General features: G+C 71.8%; 9 protein-coding genes. All 9 read left to right on the top strand.

Translation table 11 applies throughout. The annotated features are described in order from the left end of the window. The first annotated feature begins 64 nt into the window (after nt 1–64). A complete protein-coding gene (gene dpgA / locus AB0B50_RS37080; protein ID WP_362340239.1) occupies nt 65–1306 on the top strand; it encodes a 3,5-dihydroxyphenylacetyl-CoA synthase DpgA in 1242 nt (413 codons plus the stop codon). 14 nt (nt 1307–1320) lie between these two features. Then, nucleotides 1321–1983, top strand: a complete 663-nt coding sequence (dpgB, locus tag AB0B50_RS37075; protein ID WP_362340238.1) for an enoyl-CoA-hydratase DpgB — start codon at nt 1321–1323, stop codon at nt 1981–1983. Beyond that, the gene (gene dpgC / locus AB0B50_RS37070) at nt 1980–3383 is read left to right on the top strand and encodes a (3,5-dihydroxyphenyl)acetyl-CoA 1,2-dioxygenase DpgC (protein WP_362340237.1); all 1404 of its coding nucleotides are present in this window, start codon (nt 1980–1982) and stop codon (nt 3381–3383) included. The genes dpgB and dpgC overlap by 4 nt, the downstream gene beginning before the upstream one ends. A 12-nt stretch (nt 3384–3395) precedes the next feature. Continuing rightward, nucleotides 3396–4205 (top strand): alpha/beta hydrolase, encoded by an 810-nt coding sequence (locus AB0B50_RS37065; RefSeq protein ID WP_362340236.1) that lies wholly within the window; start codon nt 3396–3398, stop codon nt 4203–4205. Nucleotides 4206–4313: 108 nt separating this feature from the next. Beyond that, a complete protein-coding gene (locus AB0B50_RS37060) occupies nt 4314–4538 on the top strand; it encodes an MbtH family protein (RefSeq protein WP_362340401.1) in 225 nt (74 codons plus the stop codon). A gap of 48 nt (nt 4539–4586) precedes the next feature. Then, on the top strand, nt 4587–6755 hold the full coding sequence (locus AB0B50_RS37055) for an ABC transporter ATP-binding protein (protein ID WP_362340399.1): 2169 nt from the start codon (nt 4587–4589) through the stop codon (nt 6753–6755). Nucleotides 6756–7266: 511 nt separating this feature from the next. After that, nucleotides 7267–8568 (top strand): HAMP domain-containing sensor histidine kinase, encoded by a 1302-nt coding sequence (locus tag AB0B50_RS37050; protein WP_362340235.1) that lies wholly within the window; start codon nt 7267–7269, stop codon nt 8566–8568. 250 nt (nt 8569–8818) lie between these two features. Further along, complete coding sequence (locus AB0B50_RS37045; RefSeq protein WP_362340234.1) at nt 8819–23257, top strand: amino acid adenylation domain-containing protein; 14439 nt, start codon at nt 8819–8821, stop codon at nt 23255–23257. Continuing rightward, a partial coding sequence (locus AB0B50_RS37040; protein ID WP_362340233.1) for a condensation domain-containing protein occupies nt 23254–24842 on the top strand: 1589 nt, incomplete at its 3' end. The genes AB0B50_RS37045 and AB0B50_RS37040, both read left to right, overlap by 4 nt.

The raw sequence follows: 24842 nt of genomic DNA, 5'->3' as shown, positions 1-24842 counted from the left end.
TGACCGGCGACAAGACCATGCGACAGCCGCGCAGCAAGCCGCGTATGTGGGGGTGGACCTTCCGATGACCATCGACATCGCACCGCCCGAGACCCTGGACGACGTCCTGGACCCCGAGATCCACGAGACCGGCCTCCTGGTGACGCAGGGGCTCCCCGCGACAGCCGTACGCCCCCGGATCCTCGGCGTGGGCACGGCCGTGACCCCCACCTCCTACTCCCAGCTGGAAGTGCTCGACGCCTTCGGGATCACCGACCCCAAGGTGCGCTCGGTCTTCCTCAACAGCGCGATCGAACGGCGCAACCTCACGCTGCCGCCCGAGGACGTCGACGGCGTCCGGATCCCCGAGTCACAGGGCGACCTCCTCGACAAGCACAAGGCGCTCGCGCTCGAAATGGGCGCCGAAGCCCTGCGCGCCTGCCTCAAGGAGGCGGGGGCCGAACTCGCCGACCTGCGCCACCTGTGCTGCGTGACCTCCACCGGCCTGCTCACCCCCGGCATCAGTGCCCTGCTGATCAAGGAGTTGGGCATCGACCGGCACTGCAGCAGGGCCGACATCGTCGGCATGGGCTGCAACGCGGGCCTCAACGCCCTGAGCCTGGAGTCCGGTTGGGCCACCGCGCACCCCGGCGAACTCGCCGTGGTGCTTTGCGTGGAGGTCTGCTCGGCCGCGTACGCGGTGGACTCGACGATGCGCACCGCCGTGGTGAACAGCCTCTTCGGCGACGGCGCCGCGGCCGTCGCGCTCCGCGCGGAGCCGGTGCCCGAACGCGGCCGGGAGCGGGACCCGCACCACGCGCACGACCCGCACCACTCGCGCCACGCGCACGTCCCGCACGTCCCGCACGTCCCGCACCGTGAAGAGGGCCCGACCGTCCTGAAGTTCGCCAGCTGCGTCATCCCCGACGCCGTCGACGCCATGCGCTACGACTGGGACCGCGACCAGGGAAGGTTCAGCTTCTTCCTCGACCCGCAGATCCCCTACGTGGTGGGCGCGCACGCCGAGATCGTCGTCGACCGACTGCTCGCGGGAACCGGACTGCGCAGGAGCGACATCCGGCACTGGCTGGTCCACTCCGGCGGCAAGAAGGTCATCGACGCCGTCGTGGTCAACCTCGGTCTGACCCGCCACGACGTACGGCACACCGTCGGTGTGCTGCGCGACCACGGGAACGTGTCCAGCGGCTCGTTCCTGTTCTCGTACGAACGCCTCCTGGAAGAAGGCGTCACCCGGCCCGGCGAGTACGGAGTGCTCATGACCATGGGACCGGGCTCCACGATCGAAACGGCGCTGATCCGATGGTGAGGACGGAAGGGTCCATGGAACACGCACTGGAACTGGACGGCTCGGAGCCGTTGACGGCCGCGACGGTCAAGGCCGTCGCCGCCCTCTGCGACCACACCGAGGACCGGGACGAGCGCGGCGCGGCCGTCGTGCACGTCACCGGAGCCCCGACAGGCCACTGGACCAGCGGCCTCGACGTCATGCTGGTCACCAAGTGGGAGCGCGTCCTGCGCCGCTTCGAACGGCTGCCCACCGCCACGGTCGCGGTGGCTCGCGGCGACTGCGGAGGGACCGCGCTCGACGCCTTCCTGGCCGCCGACCTGCGTGTGGCCGCCCCTGACACCCGGTTCCTCGTGGCGCGCGACGCCACGGCCACCTGGCCCGGCATGGCCGGCTACCGCCTGGTCCAACTCGCCGGTGCCGCCCGGGTCCGCGCGGCCGTGCTGTTCGGCCGCCCGATCTCGGCGGCCGAGGCGCGCACCCTGGGCATCGTCGACACCGTGGCCGACGACCCGGCGGCCGCGCTCGCCGAGGCGGCGGCCCTGGCGGAAGGCATCGCGGGCCACGAGCTCGCGATCCGGCGGCAGTTGCTCTTCGACGCCGCCACGACCAGCTTCGAGGACGCCCTCGGCGCACACCTCGCGGCCTGCGACCGCGCCCTGCGCACGCCGGCCGCCGAGGAGGTGGAGGCCTCGTGACGACGGTCGTGCAGCCTGCGCGCCCCGCACACCCCACGCGCCCCGAACACCCCGTCCGCGCCCCGCACGAGGACGTCAGAGACGTCTGGTCGCGGCTCGCGGCGGAGTCGGGCGCCGTCGCCCGCGCGGAGGAACTCCTCGCGGCCCTGCCCGACCCCGTCGCCCGCACCGCGGGGCAACAGGCCGACCTGGCCGCCGCCATGGACGCGGCCCGCGCGCTGCGGGCGCGATTCCTCGACACGTACGCGGACGCCGTCCACGACCGGCTGACCGAGGGCCGCACCGTCGCCCTGCGCATCGACGAACTCCTCGAAGCGGCCGCGAGGGAACTGCCCGGCCTGGTGCCCGACGACGCCCGGCTCGCCTCCGAACGGAGCCGGGTCCAGGCAGGCAAGGAGGGCCACGAGATCGACCAGGGCATCTTCCTGCGGGCCGTGCTGCGCTCGCCGGCCGCGGGAGCACACCTGCTCGACGCCATGCTCAGGCCGACGCCCCGCGCGCTGGCGCTCCTCGACGAGTTCACCCGCAGCGGCGTCGTGGAGATGGAGTCGGTGCGCCTGGAACGGCACCGTGACGGCGTCGCCCGTCTGACCATGTGCCGCGACGACTGCCTCAACGCCGAGGACAGCCGCCAGGTCGACGACATGGAGACCGCCGTCGACCTCGCCCTGCTCGATCCGGCCGTACGCGTCGGCCTGTTGCGCGGCGGGGAGATGACCCACCCCCGCTACCGCGGCAGGCGCGTGTTCAGCGCCGGCATCAACCTCAAGAGCCTCAGCTCGGGCGACATCCCGCTGGTCGGATTCCTGCTCCGCCGCGAACTCGGCTACCTCCACAAGCTCGTGAGGGGCCTGCGCACCGACCACCCCGGTCAGTGGCACACCCCCTTCGTGGAGAAGCCGTGGGTCGCCGCCGTCGACGGCTTCGCCATCGGGGGCGGCACCCAGATCCTGCTGGTCTGCGACCACGTGATCGCCGCCTCCGACGCCTACGTGAGCCTGCCCGCGGCGAAGGAGGGGATCATCCCCGGCGTCGCCAACTTCCGGTTCACCCGGTACGTGGGGCCACGCATCGCCCGACAGGTCATTCTCGAAGGCCGCAGGATCAGGGCGAGTGAGCCCGACGCCCGGCTGCTCGTCGACGAGGTCGTGGAGCCCGAGGAGATGGACGCCGCCGTCGAGCGGAGCCTGGCACGGCTCGACGGCGACGCGGTGCTCGCCAACCGGCGGATGCTGAACCTCGCCGAGGAGCCGCCTGACGCCTTCCGCGCGTACATGGCGGAGTTCGCGCTCCAACAGGCGCTCCGCATCTACGGCCAGGACGTCATCGACAAGGTCGGCCGGTTCGGCGCCGCACACCAGGGCCCGCCGGGCGACGACGCGGCGTACGCCCGCGGCTGAGGGGACACCGCGATGCCGATCGCCCGGGTCAACGGAATCAAGCTCAGCTACGACGAGTACGGCACCGGGGAGCCGGTCGTCATGGTGACCGGCAGCGGTGCCCCCGGCCGCATGTGGCGCACGCACCAGGTGCCCGCCCTGACCGTGGCGGGCCACCGCGTCATCACGCTCGACAACCGGGGCATCCCGCCGAGCGACCCCTGCCCCGACGGCTTCGCCCTCGCCGACATGGCGGCGGACGTCGCCGGGCTCATCGAGGCCGTCGGTGAGGGCCCCTGCCGGGTCGTGGGCTACTCGCTGGGCGCGATGGCCGTCCAGGAACTGCTCCTGGCCCGCCCCGACCTCGTACACCAGGCCGTCCTGATGGCGACCACGGGCCGCACCGACGCCCTGACCGCGGCCATGACGGCCGCCGACATGGAACTCAGCGACGCCGACGGCAAGTTGCCGCCCCGCTACGCGGCCTATGTGCAGGCCCTGCAGAACCTCTCGCCGCGGACGCTGAACGACGAGGAGCGGCTGCGGGACTGGCTCGCCGTCTTCGAGATGTCGGCCGTCGACCGCTCCGGCGTACGCGGCCAGCTCGGCCTGCAGCTCATTCCCGACCGGCTCGCGGCCTACCGGCGCATCTCGAGGCCGTGCCTCGTCATCGGATTCCAGGACGACCTGGTCGTGCGCCCGCACCTGTCCCGCGAGGTCGCGAACAGCATTCCCGGCAGCACCTATGCCGAGATCCCCGGATGCGGCCACTACGGCTATCTGGAGAACCCCGCCGCCGTGAACGCGGCGATCACCGACTTCTTCACGGGACGGCTTCGGTGAATTCCGTCCCGCATCACGCGCCGCCTGGACGGCCTTGTCGGTCAAGTGGCGCCCCGTTAGCGTGAATTCAGTCCTGCCAGTGACACGATGAAAACGATCGGAGTGGTTATGCCGAACCCGTTCGACGACGAAAACGGTACGTTTCTGGTTCTCGTGAACGACGAGAACCAGCATTCCCTCTGGCCGGCCTTCGCCGAGGTTCCCGCCGGGTGGAAGACCGTCTTCGGAGAAGAGACGCGCAAGGCCTGCCTGGAGTACATCGAGGAGAACTGGAAGGACATGCGTCCCAAGAGCCTCATCGACGAGATGGAGAAGTTCGAAGCCGCCGGCTAGGCGGGCTCCGCCCGGCAATCACAACGAAAACTGGAGGTTTTCGTGGCAATACTCGGCGGACCGGGGCCGGTATTGATGCGCGGTATGGGGCCGGACGACGAGTCCGTGACGAGGCAGCAGATCAAGCCCGGCACGGCGAAACGAATCCTCCCCTACGCGAAACCGTACCGACTCAAGATCGTCCTTCTCCTGGCAGCCACCGCGCTCAACGCGGGCAATGTGGTGGCCGTCCCCATCCTCTTCAAGTACCTCATCGACAACGGCATCACCGAGGGGAACACCTCGGTGGTCGTCTGGATCTCCGTCGTGGTCGCCGCCCTAGCACTCCTGAGCTCAGGCCTCGGCTTCGCGGAGGCCTGGTACTCCGGGCGGGTCAGCGAGGGGCTCATCTACGACCTCCGCACACGGATCTTCGACCATGTGCAGCGCCAGCCACTGGCGTTCTTCACCCGTGCGCAGACCGGGTCCCTCGTCAGCAGGCTCAACACCGACGTGGTCGGCGCCCAGCAGGCGGTGACGTCGCTCCTTTCGACGGTCGCGTCCGCGGGGCTGACGCTGGTCCTCGTCCTCGGCGCGATGTTCTACCTGTCCTGGGTGGTCACCCTGATCTCCCTGATCGTGATCCCGCTGTTCATCCTGCCGGGCCGACTCGTCGGACACCGGCTCCAGCGGATCATGCGGGAGCACATGCAGGTGAACGCCGAGGTCGGCTCGTTCATGAACGAGCGGTTCAACGTCACCGGCGCCCTGCTGACCAAGCTCTACGGTCGGCCCTCCAGCGAGACGGGCATGTTCTCCGGACTCGCCGCCAAGGGCCGTGATCTCGGCATCCTGGCCGCCGTCTACAGCAAGTTGCTCTTCCTGTCGATGACGCTCGTGGGAGCCCTCGCCATCGCGCTCGTGTACGGCGTGGGCGGCGGCCTCGCCATCGACGGCACGTTCCAGATCGGCACGCTGGTGGCCCTCGCCACCCTGCTCACCCGGCTGATGGGACCCATCAACCAGCTCGCGGGGGCCCAGGCGAGCGTGCTGACCGCGCTCGTCAGCTTCGACCGGCTCTTCGAGATCCTCGACCTCAAGCCGCTGATCTCCGAGAAGCCGGACGCGAAGCCCCTGCGGGCCGCGACGGCGACCACGGACAGCATCGGCCGTCCGGCGCCGGAGATCGAGTTCGACGGGGTGTCCTTCCGCTACCCGAAGGCCGCCGACGTCTCGCTCGCCTCGCTGGAGTCGATCGCCCTGCCGATGCAGGAGCGCACCCAGAACACCTGGACCCTGCGCGACCTGAACTTCACCGCCCCCGCCGGCAAACTGACCGCGCTGGTCGGCCCGTCAGGCGCGGGCAAGACCACCATCACCCACCTGGTGCCTCGGCTGTACGACCCGGTGGAGGGCGCCGTCCGGATCGGCGGTCAGGACATCCGCGACGTGACGCTGGCGTCGCTGAACGAGACCGTCGGCATGGTCACCCAGGACGCGCACCTCTTTCACGCCACGATCCGGGACAACCTCACCTACGCACGGCCCGACGCCACCGAGCAGGACCTGATCGACGCGTGCAGGGCGGCGCAGATCTGGGACCTGATCGAGTCGCTCCCGGACGGCTTCGACACCGTCGTGGGCGATCGCGGCTACCGGTTCTCCGGCGGTGAGAAGCAGCGCGTGGCCATGGCCCGACTGCTGCTGAAGGCCCCGCCCATCGTCGTACTCGACGAGGCCACCGCACACCTGGACTCGGAGTCCGAGGCGGCCGTGCAGCGGGCCCTGAAGACGGCGCTGCGGGGCCGGACCTCGCTCGTGATCGCGCACCGGCTCTCGACCATCCGCGACGCCGACCAGATCCTGGTCGTCGACAAGGGGCGGGTCCAGGAGCGCGGCACCCACGAGGAACTGATGGAACTGGGCGGACTGTACGCGGAGTTGTACCGCACCCAGTTCTCCCGCCAGCCGTCCAGGAACGGCGAGGCGCCGGTGCCCGAACCGGTCGGAGGGCCGCACGGTCCCGAACCCGTCCTGCACGGCGGGCCCATGCAGGGCGGCGGCCCGGGGCCCTTCCCCGGCCCGGGTGGTCAACGGCCCGCGCCGGGCGTCTACTTCGCCCCACCGGGAGCCGGACCGGGCGGTTCCGGACCGGCTCCGGCCCCGGGACCGGGCCAGGGTCCCGGCTACGGACCGGGCTCCGGCGGACCGCCGCCTCCGCGGCACGAACCCGGCTGAGGCAAGGCAGACGGCAACGGCAACAGCAGCGGCAATGGCTGACGGCAGACGGCAGACGGCAGACGGCATCCGCGACGCAGAACACCGCGTCGCGGATGCCGCGTTGTTGTGGACACCGCGTCGCGTACGCCGGGTTGTGGCCACGGTGTCGCGTACGCCGCGTTGTGGAGACCGTGTGCGTACGCCGCTTCTCCGAACCCGCCCGGCGCGGGCGGCACGGCGGTAGCCTGGACGGCGTATGCGCTTCGTGCGGGGCCGCGGCGGACTGTGACCGGTGTGTGACCTCAGCTCATCCATCCTGGTCAGCCATGATCCGCTTCCGTCGCCCGCCCCTGCCGGTCGCGACGCGCCGTGTTCCGGCTGTTCGGGGGTGAGCGGTGAAGGTGCCACGCGTACGCCGAACTCCCTTCGCGCATCCGGATCTCCGCCCCACGCCCCCGATCGGCGGCGCCGCACGTCGTGACCGGGGCCGTCCCTGCCGCGGGTACCGGATTCGACGATGTGATGTGAGATGCCGATGCGTCTGCCCGACTCGTCCCACGCGACCCGGCTCCGGGCCTGGGCCGTCTCCCGCCTCCTGCCCAAACGGGTCCGCATGCGGCTCACACTGCTGTACGGGTCACTGTTCGTCGTCTCGGGCGCCGTCCTCCTGACGATCACCTATCTGCTGGTCAGCCGCTCGAACGGCATGTTCGTGTTCAGCAGGGACAGGTCCGACCCGTCCGGCGACGACGGCGTCCACATGTACAACGGCAACAGCGGCTCGGCCACGCTGGACGGATTCGCCGAGGCCCAGCGCCAGCAGGCGATGCGCCAGCACGCGCTGGAGATGAACCGCCTCCTGATCGAGTCCGGCGTCGCGCTGGCCATCATGTCGGTGATCGCGATCGGCCTCGGCTGGTTCGTCGCGGGACGCGTGCTGCGGCCGTTGCGCACGATGACTTCCACGATCCAGCGGATCTCCGCGCACAACGTGCACGAACGCCTTGCCGTCGAGGGCCCGGGGGACGAGCTGAAGGGCCTGGCGGACACCGTCGACGGACTGCTCGGCCGACTGGAGGGGGCGCTCGACTCCCACAAGCGTTTCGTCGCCAATGCCGCGCATGAACTACGCACGCCGCTCACCGTCGAGCACGCGCTTCTGGAGGAGTCCCTGATCGACCGCGACGCCACCGTCGAGTCGTTCCGCTCCAACTTCGAGCGACTCCTCGTCCTGAGCGAGCAGCAGGCGCGGCTCCTGGAGTCGCTCCTGACCCTGTCGAGCAGCGAGCGAGGGCTCGACCACAGGGAGCCCCTGGAACTGGCGGAGCTTGCGGGCAAGGCGGTCCGCGGCTGCCGGGAGAAGGCGGAGCGGAGCGGACTGCGCCTGGACGTGGCGACAGGCCCCGCGGGCATCCGCGGCGACAGCGCGCTGGTGGAGCGCCTGGTCGCCAACCTCCTTGACAACGCCATCGGTTACAACGTGCCCGAGGGCTGGGTGAAGCTCGTGACCCGCGTCGAGGGCGAGCGCGCCGTCGTGCGCGTGGCCAACTCCGGCAGGCAGGTCCCACCGGACCGCGTGGGCCGGTTGTTCGAGCCCTTCCAACGGCTCGACCGCACCGCGGGCGACGGACACCACGGTCTCGGTCTGTCGATCGTGCGCTCCATCGCCGCGGCCCATGACGCGACCATCGACGCGCACGCCCGCTCGCGGGGCGGCCTCGTCGTGGAGGTCGCCTTCCCGCTGCGGGCGACGGAGCCGTCGCCCGCCGTCACGCACCACGAGGGCCGGCACCGGCTGCCCCCGGCCGCCCCTCTCACGGTCGGAACGTGAACGTCCGTCCGCGGTGGCCACCGCGGACGGTCGCATCGATTCCCCCGTCGGCATAGCATCGAATTCACCGCGCACGTTCCCGTGAATGTTCCCGCGCCCGCTCAGCGTCCAAGTGCGCAAACCGTACGGTTGGACGCCTGTCGGTTGTCGGTTGGACGCCGGTTGGACGCCCCGGAAATCGATGAAACAGCCGACGCGCATGGCTCGGCGAGGGGGAAAGATGAACGGCAAAGCTGGTCGCACTCTGCCCTTGTTCGATTCCCAGGAAGGAATCTGGCTGGCGCAGCGTGTGGAAGGCTCCCGTCAGCTGTACGGCGTCGGTCAGTACGTCGAGATGGAAGGGCCCGTCGACACACGGGTATTCGGGCAGGCGCTGCGGCACGTCGTCGCCGAAACGGAAATCCTGCGGGTGCGTTTCGAGGAGACGGGAACGGATTCCGGCGACAGGGTTTCGCAGATCGTCGCCCCCGCTCCGCAGGAACGGGACGTTCACCGATTCGTCGACCTCAGTGCCGAAGGAAACCCTTCAAGTGCCGCCGAAGAATGGATGCGAGCGGAACTGGCCCAGGGAGCGGTAGCGGGAGGGGGCGAGGGAGCGGGAGGGGACGAGGGAGCGGGAGGCGACGAGGGAGCGGGCGAGCTCTCCTCTCACGTCCTCTTCCGTATCGCCGCGGACCGCCACATCTGGTTCCAGCGCCACGACCACCTTCTGATGGACGTCTACGCGTGTTCCCTCGTCGCCCGCCGCGTCGCCCACGTCTACACGGCGCTGCTGCGCGGGCAGACTCCTGAGCCCTCCGACCAGGGCACGCTCGGCGAGCTCCTGGAGCAGGAGTCCGCCTACCGGGCCTCGGAGCGGTACGAGCTCGACCGGCGGTACTGGCTCGACCACTTCGCCGACCGGCCGGACCTCGTGGGCATCCCCGGACACGGCTCCGCCGCGCCGCAGGCGCAGCCTGACGACGACCCGCGCGAGACCCTGCGGGCGACGGGCCACCTGCCCCCTTCCGCCGTCGCGTCGCTGCGCGCGGCGGCGGCACGGGCCGAGGTGAGCTGGCCCAGGCTCGTCGTCGCCGCGGTCGCCGCCTTCATGGGCCGGATGACGGGATCGGACGAGGTCGTGCTGAGCCTCCCGGTCGCGGGCCGCACGAGCGACCAGGCGCGACGCACTCCCTGCACGATGGCGAACATGCTGCCCCTGCGGCTGCCCGCCACCGCCCGCGCCGGCCTGCTGGAGCTGGCACGGGAGGCGGGCCGCGAGATCGGCGGCCTCCTCGACCACCAGGGCTTCCGGGGCGAGCGGTTGCGCCGCGAGCTCACCTGGCCGACCGGCGACCGATGGCACTTCGGGCCCTACGTCAACATCATGCCGACGGCCGGCGAGACCCTGTGCTTCGGCGAGCACCGCGGCACCGTCCGCGATCTGTCGACCCGGCGCGTCGAGGAGTTCGGCGTGCTGGTCAGCGGCTGGTCCGAGGACGAGGGCATGCAGATCACCTTCGAGGCCAACCCCACGCTGTACGGCCCCGAATGGCTTCAGGCGACACACCGCTCCTTCCTCGCGTTCCTGGAGCGGGCGGTGGGTGACCCGTCGGCGCCGGTGGGACGGATCGACGCGCTGAGCGAGCCGGAGCGGGCGCGGGTGGTCGAGCGGTGGAACGCGACGGGGCGGCCGGTGCCGAAGGGTTCGGCGGGTTCACCGGGTTCGGTCGTGGGGGAGTTCGAGGGGTGGGCGAGGCGGTCGCCGGGTGCGGTGGCGGTGCGGTGCGGGGATGACGTCCTGTCCTACGGGGAGTTGGAGGCGGGGGCGAACCGTCTGGCCCGGTATCTCATGGGTCTCGGGGTCGGTGCGGAGTCGCGGGTGGGTCTGTGTCTGCCGCGTGGGGTCGACGTGGTCGTGGCCGAGTTGGCGGTGTGGAAGGCGGGTGGGGCGTTCGTGCCGCTGGATCCGGAGTATCCGGTGGACCGCCTCGGTTACGTGATCGAGGACAGCGGTGCTGCTGTGGTGGTGGGGATCTCCGATTCGTTGGCCGGGGTGTCGTCGGGGGCGGCGCGGGTCGTGCTGCTGGATGACGCGGGGACTGCGGCGGCGTTGGCGGCGGAGTCCGACGGGGCGCTCGGCACGGCGGTGCTGCCGGATCAACTCGCGTACGTGATCTACACATCGGGCTCGACGGGGCGGCCGAAGGGTGTGGCGGTGGCGCACGGCGGCGTCGCGAACCTGGCGGAGGTGATGCGTCCCGCGCTGGGTGTGGCCGAGGGCGTGGTCGTGCTGCAGTTCGCGTCGTTCAGCTTCGACGCGGCCGTACTGGACGTGGCGGCGACGCTGGCGGGCGGCGGCACCCTGGCCATCGCGTCCCGCGCGGAGCGGACCGAGCCGGGCGCGCTGGCCGAGATGATCGAGGCCACGGGCGTGAGCACGGCGAGCGTGGTGCCGTCCCTGCTGGGTGTGCTGGATACCAACTCGGTTACATGTGTACGGAATTGGGTCCTGGGTGCTGAGTTGCTGACCGCCGACCTGGCGAGCCGCTGGACCCCGCAGGCGCGGGTGTGGAACACGTACGGCCCCACCGAGGCGACCGTCATGGCCACCGCCGGTCCGGTGGACGCGGGGGTCGGACCGCGTGACGCGGCGCCGCCGATCGGGCGCCCGCTGGGGAACGTGCAGATCTATGTCTTGGACGCGCATCTACGGCCGGTCGCGCCGGGCGTGGTGGGCGAGGCGTACATCGCGGGGCCGGGAGTGGCGCGCTGCTACGTGGGGCGTCCCGATCTGACGGCGGAGCACTTCGTGGCCTGCCCCTTCGCCGGTGGTGGGCGGATGTACCGCACCGGTGACCTGGCCCGCTGGACGTCCGACGGGCAGCTGGCGTTCGCGGGGCGTGCGGACGAGCAGGTGAAGATCCGTGGCTTCCGCGTGGAGCTCGGTGAGGTCGAGGCCGCGCTCGCCTCCTGCGACGGAGTCCGCCGGGCCGCGGTGGTCGTGCGGGAGGACCGGCCGGGCGACAGGCGTCTGGTCGCCTATGTCGTACCTGACGGACGGCCCGAGCTCGCTCCTGGACCTGACGGGCAGCCCGAGCCCACCGCCGGCCCCACCACCCAGGCGCTACGCGAGCACGTGGCCGCCCGCTTACCGGAGTTCATGGTCCCGGCGTCGATCCTGATCCTGGACGCGCTGCCGCTCACGGTGAACGGAAAGCTGAACCGTTCCGCCCTCCCCGCGCCGGACTCCCCGGGCGCGGGCGGCGGCCGTGGGCCCGCGACGCCGTTGGAGGAGGTGTTGTGCGGACTCTTCGGCGAGGTCCTGGGGCTGGGGCGGGTGGACGCCGACGCGTCGTTCTTCGACCTGGGCGGCGACTCGCTGCTGGGTATGCGACTGCTCGGGCGGATCAGGGCCGTACTCGAAGTGCGGCCGGGGATCGGCGAGTTCTTCGGATCACCCACGGTGGCCGGTCTCGCGCGGCTGATCGGTCAGGGGCTGGGTGAAGGGGAGCTGCGGGCCGTACTGACCACCCGGGTGCGGCCGGACGTGGTGGCCCTCTCCTTCGCCCAGCAGCGGATGTGGTTCCTGAACAGGATGGAGGAGTCCGTCCCGGGCGCGTCGGCCGCGTACAACCTGCCTGTAGCGATTCGACTGTCGGGTGTGGTGGACGGGACCGCTCTGGAGGCGGCGCTCGGCGACGTGGCCGACCGGCACGAGAGTCTGCGCACGGTCTTCCCCGACGTCGACGGAGTTCCGCGGCAGCGGGTTCTGCACGGAGAGGCGGGGCGTCCACGGCTGATGACGGTGGAGTGCGAGGAGCAGCGGCTCGACGCCGTCCTTGCGGAACACGCACGGACCGGCTTCGACCTCCGGGTGGAAGTACCGTGGCGTGCCTGGCTGTTGGAGGTGGCTCCGGCGGAGCACGTGCTGTCCGTCGTCGCGCATCACGTGGCGGTGGACGGCTGGTCGATGGGTGTCCTCGCGCGCGACCTGGAGGTTGCGTACGCGGCCCGGTGCGAGGGTCGGGCGCCGGGCTGGGGTCCGTTGCCCGTGCAGTACGCGGACTACGCGCTGTGGCAGCGCGAGGTACTCGGCGAGCTGGACGACCCGGCCAGCGTGATCAGCGGCCAACTGGCCTACTGGCGCGACGCGTTGCAGGACGTCCCGCAGGAGCTGACTCTGCCGGTCGACCGTGCCAGGCCTGCGGTGCCGTCCTTCGAAGGGCGGCGTGCGCGGATGGAGACGGACGCCGAGACGCACGCGCGGCTGGTCGAGGTCGCCGGGCAGGGCCGGGCGACGATGTTCATGGTGGTCCACGCGGCGGTGAGCATGCTCCTCGCCCGGATGGGTGCGGGCGTGGACATCCCGCTTGGCACCCCGGTCGCGGGGCGGGGTGACGCGGCGCTCGAAGAGCTCGCGGGTTTCTTCGTCAACACCCTTGTCCTGCGCGCCGACGTGAGCGGCGATCCGACCTTCGCCGAACTGCTCCAGCGGGTGCGGGCCACGGATCTGGCGGCCTACGCCCACCAGGACGTGCCCTTCGAGCGCCTCGTCGAAGAGGTCAACCCGTCCCGCTCGGTGTCCCGAAACCCTTTGTTCCAGGTCATGTTGGCTCTGGAGGCCGTGCCGGAGCCGGAGTGGCGGCTGCGGGGTGCGCAGGTGCGGTCGGCTTCGATGGTCGCCCCTGCCGCGCGCTTCGACCTGGCGATCACGCTCGCCGAGCGGCGCGACGCGGCCGGAGCCCCGGCCGGTCTCGGCGGGGACATCCTGTTCGTCGCGGACCTGTTCGACGAGGGCACGGGGCAGGTGCTGGCGCAGCGTCTGGTGCGGGTCCTTGCGCAGGTCGCCGCCGATCCACAGATCCGGCTCAGCGACGTGGACGTCCTGACGGCGTCGGAGCGGGCGCGGGTGGTGGAGCGCTGGAACGAGTCCGGGCGGCCGGTGCCGGTGGGTTCGGTCGTGGGGGAGTTCGAGGGGTGGGCGCGGCGGACACCGGACCTGGTGGCCGTGCGCAGTGGCGAGGACGCGGTGTCGTACGGGGAGTTGGAGGCGCGGGCGAACCGTCTGGCGCGGTACCTCATGGCTTGCGGGGTGGGTCCGGAGTCGCGGGTGGGTCTGTGTCTGCCGCGTGGGGTCGACGTGGTCGTGGCCGAGTTGGCGGTGTGGAAGGCGGGTGGGGCGTTCGTGCCGCTGGATCCGGAGTATCCGGCGGACCGCCTTGCGTATGTGATCGAGGACAGCGGCGCTGCTGTGGTGGTGGGGATCTCCGATTCGTTGGCCGGGGTGTCGTCGGGGGCGGCGCGGGTCGTGCTGCTGGATGACGCGGAGACCAGGGCGGCGTTGGCCGCGGAGTCCGCGGAGGCGCTCGGCATCCACGTCCTGCCGGATCAACTCGCGTACGTGATCTACACATCCGGCTCGACGGGGCGCCCCAAGGGCGTGGCCGTGGCGCACGGCGGTGTCCTGAACCTGGCGGAGGCGATGCGCCTGCCGCTGGGCCTCGAAGCGGGTGCGGTGATGTTGCAGTTCGCCTCGTTCAGCTTCGACGCGGCCGTTCTCGACGTGGCCGCGACGCTGACGGCCGGCGGGACACTGGCCATCGCCTCGCGCGAGGAGCGGGCCGAGCCCGCGGCCCTGGCGCGGATGATCGGCACGTCAGGGGTGAGCGCGGCGAGCGTGGTGCCGTCTCTGCTGGGCGTGCTGGATCCGAACGCGGTGACAGGCGTACGTGATTGGGTCCTGGGTGCTGAGTTGCTGACCGCCGACCTGGCGAGCCGCTGGACCGCGCAGGCTCGGGTGTGGAACACGTACGGCCCGACCGAGGCGACCGTGATGGCCACGGTCGGTCCCGTGGAGGCGGACATTCGCTCGGATGGTCAACCACCGCCGATCGGGAGGCCGTTGGGTAACGTACGCATGTACGTCCTGGACGGCTTCCTTAAGCCGGTCGCGCCCGGTGTGGTGGGCGAGGTGTACATCGCGGGGCCGGGGGTGGCGCGTGGTTACGTGGGCCGTCCCGAGCTGACCGCCGAACGTTTCGTGGCGTGCCCGTTCGCCGGGGGCGGGCGGATGTACCGCACCGGTGACCTGGCCCGCTGGACGCCCGACGGGCAGTTGCTGTTCGCCGGACGGGCCGACGACCAGGTCAAGATCCGTGGCTTCCGCGTGGAGCTCGGTGAGGTCGAGGCCGCGCTCGCCTCCTACGACGGGGTCCGCCAAGCCGTGGTGGCGCTGCGCGAGGACCGGAGCGGCGACCAGCGTCTGATCGGCTATGTCGTAGCGGACACCGAGAGCGCGCACGAGAACGCACATGGGGACGTGAACGCGAATGTGGACGTGAACACGGATGTGGGCGTGGACGCGGATATGGACGTGGACGTGCAGGCCGTCCGTGTCCACCTGGCGGGCGTCCTCCCGGAGTTCATGGTCCCGGCGGCCGTGATCGTGCTGGACGCCCTGCCGCTGACGGTGAACGGGAAGGTCGACCGGTCGGCCCTGCCCGCGCCGGACTTCGCGGAACGCGTCGTTGGCCGTGAGGCGCGTACGCAGACCGAGGAGATCCTGTGCGCCCTGTTCGCCGAGGTGCTCGGCCTCGATCGGGTCGGGGCCGAGGACGGGTTCTTCGAGCTCGGCGGCGACTCGCTCCGCGCGATGCGGTTGATCTCCCGGATCCGCTCCGCGCTGGAAGTCGAGGTCGGCATAGGGGAGTTGTTCGCCGCGCCGACGGTCGCGGAGATGGCCCGGATCATCGGCGACGGCAGTGGAGGTCCGGGCGAAGGCGGGGCGCGGGTCGCGCTGGCCACCCGGGTGCGGCCGGACGTGGTGCCCCTCTCCTTCGCCCAGCAACGGATGTGGTTCCTGAACCGCATGGAGGAGTCCGTCCCCGGTGCGGCGGCTGCGTACAACCTGCCCCTGGCGCTCCACCTCTCGGGCGTGCTCGATGTGGCCGCCCTGGAGGCGGCGCTCGGCGACGTGGCCGGCCGCCACGAGAGCCTGCGCACGGTCTTCCCCGACGTGGGCGGCGTCCCCTGCCAGCGTGTGCTGCACGGCCCGGCGGGACGCCCTGTGCTGTCGATCGTGGACGTCACCGAGCGGCGGCTCGACGCCGTCCTTGCGGAGCATGAGGGCCTCGGCTTCGACCTGCGCGTGGACGTGCCGTGGCGCGTCTGGCTGGTGGAGGTCGGCCCGGCGGAGCACGTGCTGTCGATGGTGGCGCATCACGTGGCGGTGGACGGCTGGTCGATGGGCGTGCTCGCCCGTGACCTGGAGGTCGCGTACGCGGCCCGGTGCGAGGGTCGGGCGCCGGGCTGGGGTCCGTTGCCCGTGCAGTACGCGGACTACGCGCTGTGGCAGCGCGAGGTACTCGGTGGGCTGGAGGACCCGGCCAGCGTGATCAGCGGTCAGTTGGCCTACTGGCGCGATGAGTTGACCGGTGTCCCGCAGGAACTGACTCTTCCCGTGGACCACGTGAGGCCCGCCGTTCCGTCGTTCAAGGGGCGCCTGGTGCCGGTGGCGGCGGACGCGGAGACGCACGCCCGTCTGGTCGAGATCGCCGGGCAGGGACGGGCCACGATGTTCATGGTGGTCCATGCCGCCGTGGGCCTCTTGCTGGCCCGGATGGGCGCCGGTCGGGACATCCCGCTCGGAACGCCGGTCGCGGGGCGGGGCGACCCGGCCCTCGAAGAGCTGGCCGGGTTCTTCGTCAACACCCTTGTGCTGCGGACGGACGTGAGCGGTGATCCGACGTTCACCGAGCTCCTGGAGCGGGTGCGGGACACGGACCTCGCCGCGTACGCGCACCAGGACGTGCCCTTCGAGCGCCTCGTCGAAGAGGTCAACCCGACGCGGTCCGTCTCGCGAAACCCCCTCTTCCAGATCATGTTGGCCCTGCAGAACGTGCCCGACCCGGAGTGGCGGCTGCAGGGCACGCGGGTGCGGCCGGAGCCGATGGTCGCGCCGGCCGCGCGCTTCGACCTGGCGGTGACGCTGACCGAGCGGCGCGACGAACGCGGGGCTCCGGCCGGTCTTGACGGGGACATCCTGTTCGCCGCGGACCTGTTCGAGGAGGGCACGGCCCGGAGCCTGGCGAGCCGCCTGGTCAAGGTCCTTGAGCAGATAGCCGCCGATCCGCGGGTCCGGCTCAGCGACGTGGACGTCCTGATGGGACACGAGCGGCAGCAGGTACTGGATCGCTGGAACGACACGGCGGCCGCGACCGCGCGCACACCGGTGCCGGAGCTGTTCGCGGAGCGGGCGCGGCGCACGCCGGACGCGGTGGCGGTGCGGTGCGGCGACGACGCCCTGTCCTACGGGGAGTTGGAGGCACGGGCCAACCGTCTGGCCCGGTACCTCGCGGCTTGCGGGGCCGGTCCGGAGTCGCGGGTGGGCCTGTGCCTGCCGCGCGGGGTCGACGTGGTCGTGGCCGAGTTGGCGGTGTGGAAGGCGGGCGGGGCGTTCGTTCCGCTGGACCCGGAGTATCCGGCGGACCGCCTTGCCTATGTGATCGAGGACAGCGGAGCCGATGTCGTCCTGGGCGCCGGTGAGTCGCTGGACGGCACCCCCGCCGGGACGACGCGCTTCGTGCGGCTCGACGCCCCGGAGACCATCACGGCCTTGGCCACGGAGTCCGGGGAGCCGCTCGGCATCCACGTCCTGACGGATCAACTCGCGTACGTGATCTACACATCGGGCTCGACGGGGCGGCCGAAGGGTGTGGCGGTGGCGCACGGCGGCGTCGCGAACCTGGCGGAGGTGATGCGTCCCGCGCTGGGTGTGGCCGAGGGCGTGGTCGTGCTGCAGTTCGCGTCGTTCAGCTTCGACGCGGCCGTACTGGACGTGGCCGCGACGCTGGCCGGTGGCGGCACGCTGGCCATCGCCTCGCGCGAGGAGCGGGCCGAGCCCGCGGCCCTGGCGCGGATGATCGACGAGGCCGGGGTGAGCACCGCGAGCGTCGTGCCGTCCCTGCTCGGCGTGCTCGACCCCGCGACCGTGCCCGGCGTACGTGATTGGGTCCTGGGTGCTGAGTTGCTGACCGCCGACCTGGCGAGCCGCTGGACCGCGCAGGCTCGGGTGTGGAACACGTACGGCCCGACCGAGGCGACCGTGATGGCCACCGTCGGCCCGGTCGATGCGGGGATCGGTCCGAGTGACGAGCCGCCGCCGATCGGCAGCCCGCTCGGGAATGTACAGATCTACGTCCTGGACGAGTTCCTTCGGCCGGTGGCACCTGGTGTGGCGGGCGAGGTGTACATCGCGGGTCCCGGAGTGGCGCGCTGCTACGTGGGCCGTCCCGATCTGACGGCGGAGCGCTTCGTGGCCTGCCCGTTCGCCGGTGGTGGGCGGATGTACCGCACCGGTGACCTGGCCCGGTGGACGGCCGACGGGCAGTTGCTGTTCGCCGGACGGGCCGACGACCAGGTGAAGATCCGTGGCTTCCGCGTGGAGCTGGGCGAGGTCGAGGCCGTGTTGGCTTCGTACGCCGGGGTCCGTCAGGCCGTGGCGGTCGTGCGGGAGGACAGGCCGGGCGACAAGCGGCTTGCTGCCTACGTCGTCCCCGAAGGTCGGCACGACCTCAATCCCCAGGCCCTGCGTGAACAAATGGCGCTCAGGCTCCCGGAGTTCATGGTCCCGGCGGCGGTCGTGGCGTTGGATTCGCTGCCGTTGACGGTCAACGGCAAGGTGGACCGCTCCGCCCTCCCCGCACCGGACTTCACTCCACGGGCCTCGGGCCGTGAGCCGCGTACACAGACCGAGGAGATCCTGTGCGGGCTCTTCGCCGAGGTGCTCGGCCTCGAATGGGTCGGGGCCGAGGACGGGTTCTTCGAGCTCGGCGGCGACTCGCTGCTCGCGATGCGGCTGATCGCCCGCGTACGGGCCGTGCTCGAAGTCGAGGTCGGCATAGGGGAGTTGTTCGGTGCGCCGACCGTGGCGGGCATGGCCCGTCTGATCGGTGACGGTGTGGGTGAAGGCGGGACGCGGGTCGCGCTGGCGCCCCGGGTGCGGCCGGACGTGGTACCCCTGTCCTTCGCCCAGCAGCGGATGTGGTTCCTGAACCGGATGGACGAGTCCGTGCCGGGTGCGGCGGCCGCGTACAACATGCCGTTGGCGCTGAGCATTTCGGGCGTGCTGGATGTCGCCGCCCTGGAGGCGGCGCTCGGCGATGTGGCCGACCGGCACGAGAGTCTGCGCACGGTCTTCCCCGACGTCGACGGCGTGCCGCACCAACGCGTGCTGACCGGCCTCGCGGGCCGTCCGCCCCTGACCATCGTGCAGACCGGCGAGGAGCAGGTGGCGCAGGCGCTCGCCGCCGAACTGGGCGAAGGCTTCGACCTGCGGGTGGACGTGCCCTGGCGGGTCTGGCTGTTGGAGGTCGGCCCGGCGGAGTTCGTGCTGTCCGTCGTCGCGCACCATGTGGCCGTGGACGGCTGGTCGATGGGCGTCCTCGCGCGCGACCTGGAGGTCGCGTACGCGGCCCGGTGCGAGGGCGGGGCGCCGGGCTGGGGTCCGTTGCCCGTGCAGTACGCGGACTACGCGCTGTGGCAGCGCGAGGTGCTCGGTGAGCTGGACGATCCGGCCAGCGTGATCAGCGGTCAACTGGCGTACTGGCGTGACGCGTTGGAGGACGTACCGCAGGAACTCGCCCTGCCCGTCGACCGGGCCCGGCCCGTCGTGCCGTCCTTCGAGGGGCGCCTGGTACCGGTGGCGGCGGACGCGGAGACGCACGCCCGGCTGGTCGAGGTCGCCGGGCAGGGCCGGGCCACGATGTTCATGGTGGTCCACGCGGCGGTGAGTCTGCTCCTCGCCCGGATGGGCGCGGGCGAGGACATCCCGCTGGGCACTCCGGTGGCGGGGCGGGGTGACGCGGCGCTCGAAGAGCTGGCCGGGTTCTTCGTCAACACCCTCGTGCTGCGGACGGACTTGAGCGGCGATCCGACCTTCGCCGAGCTCCTCGAGCGGGTGCGGGCCACGGATCTCGCCGCGTACGCGCACCAGGACGTGCCCTTCGAGCGCCTCGTCGAGGAGCTCAATCCATCCCGCTCGCTGTCCCGCACCCCCCTGTTCCAGGTGATGCTGGCCCTGCAGAACGTGCCCGAGGCCGCATGGGAACTGCCCGGCGTGCACGTGCGTCCCGCCGCGCTGCCGCCCCGGCTCGCGGCCCGGTTCGACCTGGCGGTGTCCATGGTCGAACGGCGCGACGGGCACGGGGCGCCGGCCGGGCTCGACGGCGAGATCCTCTACGCCACCGACCTGTTCGACCCGGACACGGCCCAGATGCTCGCGCAGCGCCTCGTGCGGGTCCTTGAGCAGGTCGCCGCCGATCCGCGGATCCGGCTCAGCGACGTGGACGTCCTGACGGCGCCCGAGCGCTCGCGGGTGGTGGAGCGGTGGAACGACTCCGCGCAAGCGGTACCGCCCTCCTCGGTCGTCGAGCTCTTCGAGGAGTGGGCCGAGCGGTCCCCGAATGCCGTGGCGGTCGAATCGGCCGAAGCCTCCCTGACCTACGGCGAGTTGAGGGAGCAGGCGGCACGCCTGGCGCGGCACCTGATCGCCGCGGGCGTGGGCCCGGAGTGCCGGGTGGCCGTCGTGGTCGAGCGGTCGGTGGCGCTGATGGTGTCGCTCGTCGCGGTCTCGATGGCAGGCGGGGTGTTCGTCCCTGTGGACCCGGAGTACCCGGCGGACCGCGTGGCGTACCTGCTGGAGGACTCCGACCCCGCCGTGGTCCTGTGCACCGCGCGGACACGGAACGCGCTGCCGGTGAACACGACAGCCGGGCAGGACACCGGGGACGCGGCGCCCCCGCGGCACGTCATCGCCATGGACGACCCGGCGGTCGCCCGCGAGGTGGCCGCGCGCGAGGCGGGACGGCTGCGGGACACGGAGCGCCTCGCGCCGCAGACGTCCGCCAACACCGCGTACGTGATCTACACCTCGGGCTCGACAGGGGCGCCCAAGGGCGTCGCGGTCTCCCACCACGGGCTGCGCAACGTCGTCGAGGACAACCTCCGGCGGTACGAGATCGACGGGCGCAGCCGCGTCCTGCAGCTGGTCTCGCCGAGCTTCGACGTGTCCATGGCGGACATCTGGCCGACGCTCTGCGCGGGCGCACGGCTCGTCCTGGCACCGGCGCGCCTCGACGCCTCCGGCGACGAACTGGCCGACCTCATGCGCACACGGGGCGTCACCCACTTGGCGACGACCCCCACCTACCTGCTGCAGATGCGGCCCGAGGACGTACCCGAACTGCGCCTGCTGATCATCGGCGGCGAGCCCATGGCACCCGAACCACGCCGCCGCTGGTCGACGGGCCGCACCATGTACAACCAGTACGGCGTCACCGAGGCGACGATCATCTCCACGGTCAGCGCGGTCCGGCGGGACCGCGAAGGGCCGACCCCTATCGGCAGGCCGATCGCCAACACCCGGGTGTACGTCCTGGACCCGGCCCTGCGGCCGGTGCCGGTGGGCGTGCCCGGCGAGCTGTACGTGGCCGGTGCCGGGCTCGCGCGCGGATACGTGGGGCGCGCGGGGCTCTCGGCGGAGCGGTTCGTGGCCTGCCCGTTCGCGGCGGGGGAGCGGATGTACCGCACCGGTGACGTCGTGCGGTGGACGGGCGAGGGCGAACTGGTCTTCGCGGGGCGTGCCGACGATCAGATGAAGGTTCGCGGGCACCGCATCGAGCCCGGTGAGGTCGAGGCCGCGCTCGCGGGACACCCCGGAGTGCGCGAAGCCGTGGTGGTGGTGCGGGAGGACCGTCCGGGCGAGCGCCGCCTCATCGGCTACGTGGCCGCGGAGCCGCGGACGGTGGACGGGCGGACGGTGCGCGAACGCGCCGCGGCCGCGCTGCCGGAGCACATGGTGCCGACGGCGGTCCTGGTTCTCGACGCACTGCCGCTTTCGGCGAACGGCAAGCTCGACCGGGCCGCGCTGCCCGCCCCCGACTTCGCCGAGCGGGTCTCCGGCCGGGAGCCGCGCACCGAGACCGAGCGCATCCTGTGCGACCTGTTCGCCGAGATGCTCGGCCTCGAACGGGTCGGGGCCGAGGACGGCTTCTTCGAGCTCGGCGGCGACTCGATCAGCTCGATGCAGCTGGTCTCCCGGGCGCGCAGGGCGGGCCTGGTCATGACGCCCCGGCACGTGTTCGAGGAGAAGACCCCCGAACGCCTCGCGGCCGTGGTGGAGGCGGCGGGCACGGCGGAGCGCGCCGCCACCGTCCCCGATGTCGGCGTGGGAGAGGTGCCCTGGACCCCGGTCATGCGGGCGTTCGGCGAGCGGGCCGCGGGCCCTCGCTTCGCGCAGTGGATGACCGTCGGCGCCCCGGCCGAACTCGGCCTCGACGTGCTGACCGCGGGTCTCGGTGCCGTCCTCGACGCGCACGACATGCTGCGGGCACGGACCGTTCCCGGCGAGCCGAAGCTGATCGTCGGCGAGCGGGGAACGGTGGACGCCGGGGCCCTGGTCGTCCGCGTGGACGCGGTGGGCGACGCCGACGCCACGCTGGACGAGATCGCGGGACGGGCGGCGCACCGGGCGGCGGAGCGGCTCGACCCGGAGTCCGGCGTGATGACGCGGGCGGTCTGGGTCGACGCGGGGCCCGGACGTACGGGGCGCGTCGTGCTCGTCGTACACCACCTGGTCGTCGACGGAGTGTCCTGGCGGATCCTGCTGCCCGACCTCCAGGCCGCGTGCGAGGCGGTGGCCGCCGGGCGGGTGCCGCAGCTGGACGCGGTGGGGACCTCGTTCCGCCGCTGGGCGCGGCTCCTTGCCGGGCAGGCACTGGAGGAGAGCCGGGTCGCCGAGCTCGACGGCTGGCGTGCCGTGCTCGGAGAGCCCGAACCCCCGTTGGGAGCAAGGCCGTTGGACCCGGACCTGGACACCGCGCAGAGTCTGCGCCGCCGCTCGTGGACGGTGTCGCAGGAGCAGGCGGCCACCCTGGTCGCCCGCACGCCGGGAGCCTTCCACTGCGGTGTGCGCGAGGTGCTCCTCGCGACGCTGGCGGGCGCGGTCGCACGCTGGCGGCCGAGCACCGCCTCCGGGCTCCTCGTGGAGATCGAGGGACACGGGCGCGAGCCCCTGGAGGGCGCGGACCTGTCCCGCACCGTCGGATGGTTCACCGGCGTCCACCCGGTCCGTCTGGCGGTGACCGGCGCCGACCTGGACGACGCTATGGCCGGCGGCCCGGCGGCCGGTAGCTTGGTGAAGGCCGTCAAGGAGCAGGTCCGGGCAGTCCCCGGCGACGGCCTCGGGTATGAACTGCTCCGCCGTCTCAACCCCGGGACGGGCCCGCTCGTCGAGGCCGCGCCGACCGCGCAGATCGGCTTCAACTACCTCGGCAGGTTCGCCGCCGGGACAGCGGCGGGCACGGTCGACGACTGGCAGCTGGCGGGGGCGGCCGCGGTCGGCGGCTCCACCGAACCCGACCTGCCCGCCATGCACGTGGTGGAAGGCCTCGCGGTGGTCCGGGACACCCCGGAAGGCCCTGAGCTGACCGTCACCCTCAGCTGGCCGGAACCGCTGCTGGACGAGGCCGACGTGGAACGCCTCGGCCGGACCTGGGTCCGGATGCTCGGCGGCCTCGCCGCGCACACCGACGAACCGGCGGCCGGCGGGCACACCCCCTCCGACTTCCATCTCCTCGACCTCGAACAGGACGAGGTCGACCAGTTCGAAGCGATAGCAGCCAAGCTCGAGGAGGATCTCTCCCGGTGAAGTCATCAACCGCCGCCCAAGGCTCGGCGCTTGTGGGGGTATGGCCCCTGTCGCCACTGCAGGAAGGCCTCCTGTTCCACGCCGACTTCGACGACCAGGGCCCCGACGTCTACGCCGTGCAGTTCACCCTGACCGTCGAAGGACCCCTGGACGCCGACCGGTTGAGGGCGTCGTGGGAGGCGCTCCTCGACCGGCACGCGGCGCTGCGGGCGAGCTTCCACCGCATGAAGTCGGGCGAGGCGGTCCAGCTCATCACCCGGAACGTGACGGTGCCCTGGCGTGAGGTCGACCTGTCGGCGCAGGCGGGAGGCGACCACGGCGACCACGTCGAGAAGCTGGCCGCGCAGGAACGGGCCGAGCGGTTCGACCTGGCCGTGCCACCGCTGCTGCGGCTGCTCCTCGTCCGGCTGGGCACCGACCGGCACCGGCTCGTCGTGACCTCGCACCATCTCCTCATGGACGGCTGGTCGATGCCGGTCCTGCTGAACGAACTCTCGGAGGTGTACGCGGCGGATGGCGACGCCTCCGTGCTCAAGCGCACCACCTCGTACGGGGACTACCTGGTGTGGCTCGGCCGCCAGGACAAGGAGGCCGCGCGGACCGCCTGGCGGACGGAGCTGTCGGGGGCGGACGAGCCGACCCTGGTGGCCCCCGCGGTCCGGGGCGGGACGCCGGTGCTCCCGGAGGAGTGCGTGGTGCGCTTCTCCCCCGAACTGACGCAGAACCTCACGCAGTTGGCCCGGACCCATGGTCTGACGGTGAACACGGTGGTGCAGGGTGCGTGGGCGTTGGTCCTCGCGCGTCTCGCGGGGCGTACGGATGTGGTGTTCGGCGCGACCGTCGCGGGGCGGCCCGCCGAACTGCCCGGCGTGGAGTCGATGGTGGGGCTGCTCATCAACACCCTGCCGGTGCGGGTGCGCCTCGACGGCGGCCAGTCGGTCGCGGACATGCTGGCGGGGCTCCAGGGACGCCAGTCCGGCCTGATCGCCCACCAGCACCTGGGGCTCTCGGAGATCCAGCGCCTGGCAGGACCCGGCGCCGTCTTCGACACGCTCGTCGTCTACGAGAACTACCCGACCCCGCCCGCGAAGCCGACCGCACCGGATGCCGCGGCCTTCTCCGTCACCCCGGGCCACCAGGCGACCAACTACCCGCTGACCTTGGGCGTCCTCCTCACCGACCGCCTCCACGTCCGTGCCACGTACCGGCCCGACGTCTTCGACCGACGGCAGATCTCCGAACTGGCGCAGCGTGTCGTGCGCGCACTGGAACAGATGGTCGCCGACCCGTCGGTGCCGGTGGGCCGGGTCGATGTGACGGGCGGTGAGGAGCGCGAGCTCGTCGTCTCGGCGTGGAACGAGACGGCGGGCCCGGTGCCGGGCACCTCGGTGCCGGAGCTGTTCGCGGAACGGGTGGAGCGGTCACCGGACGCGGTGGCCGTGAGTGACGGCGAACTCGCGCTCACATACGCAGAGTTGAATGAGAGGGCGGGTCGCCTCGCGGCGTACCTCGGGGACTTGGGTGTGGGCCGCGGCGACCGTGTCGCGGTGGCGATGGAGCGGTCGGTCGATCTGCTGGTGGCGTT

The organism is Streptomyces sp. NPDC041068 (assembly GCF_040647455.1).
Classification (GTDB): domain Bacteria; phylum Actinomycetota; class Actinomycetes; order Streptomycetales; family Streptomycetaceae; genus Streptomyces.
This window is presented reverse-complemented; position numbering and strand designations above follow the sequence as displayed.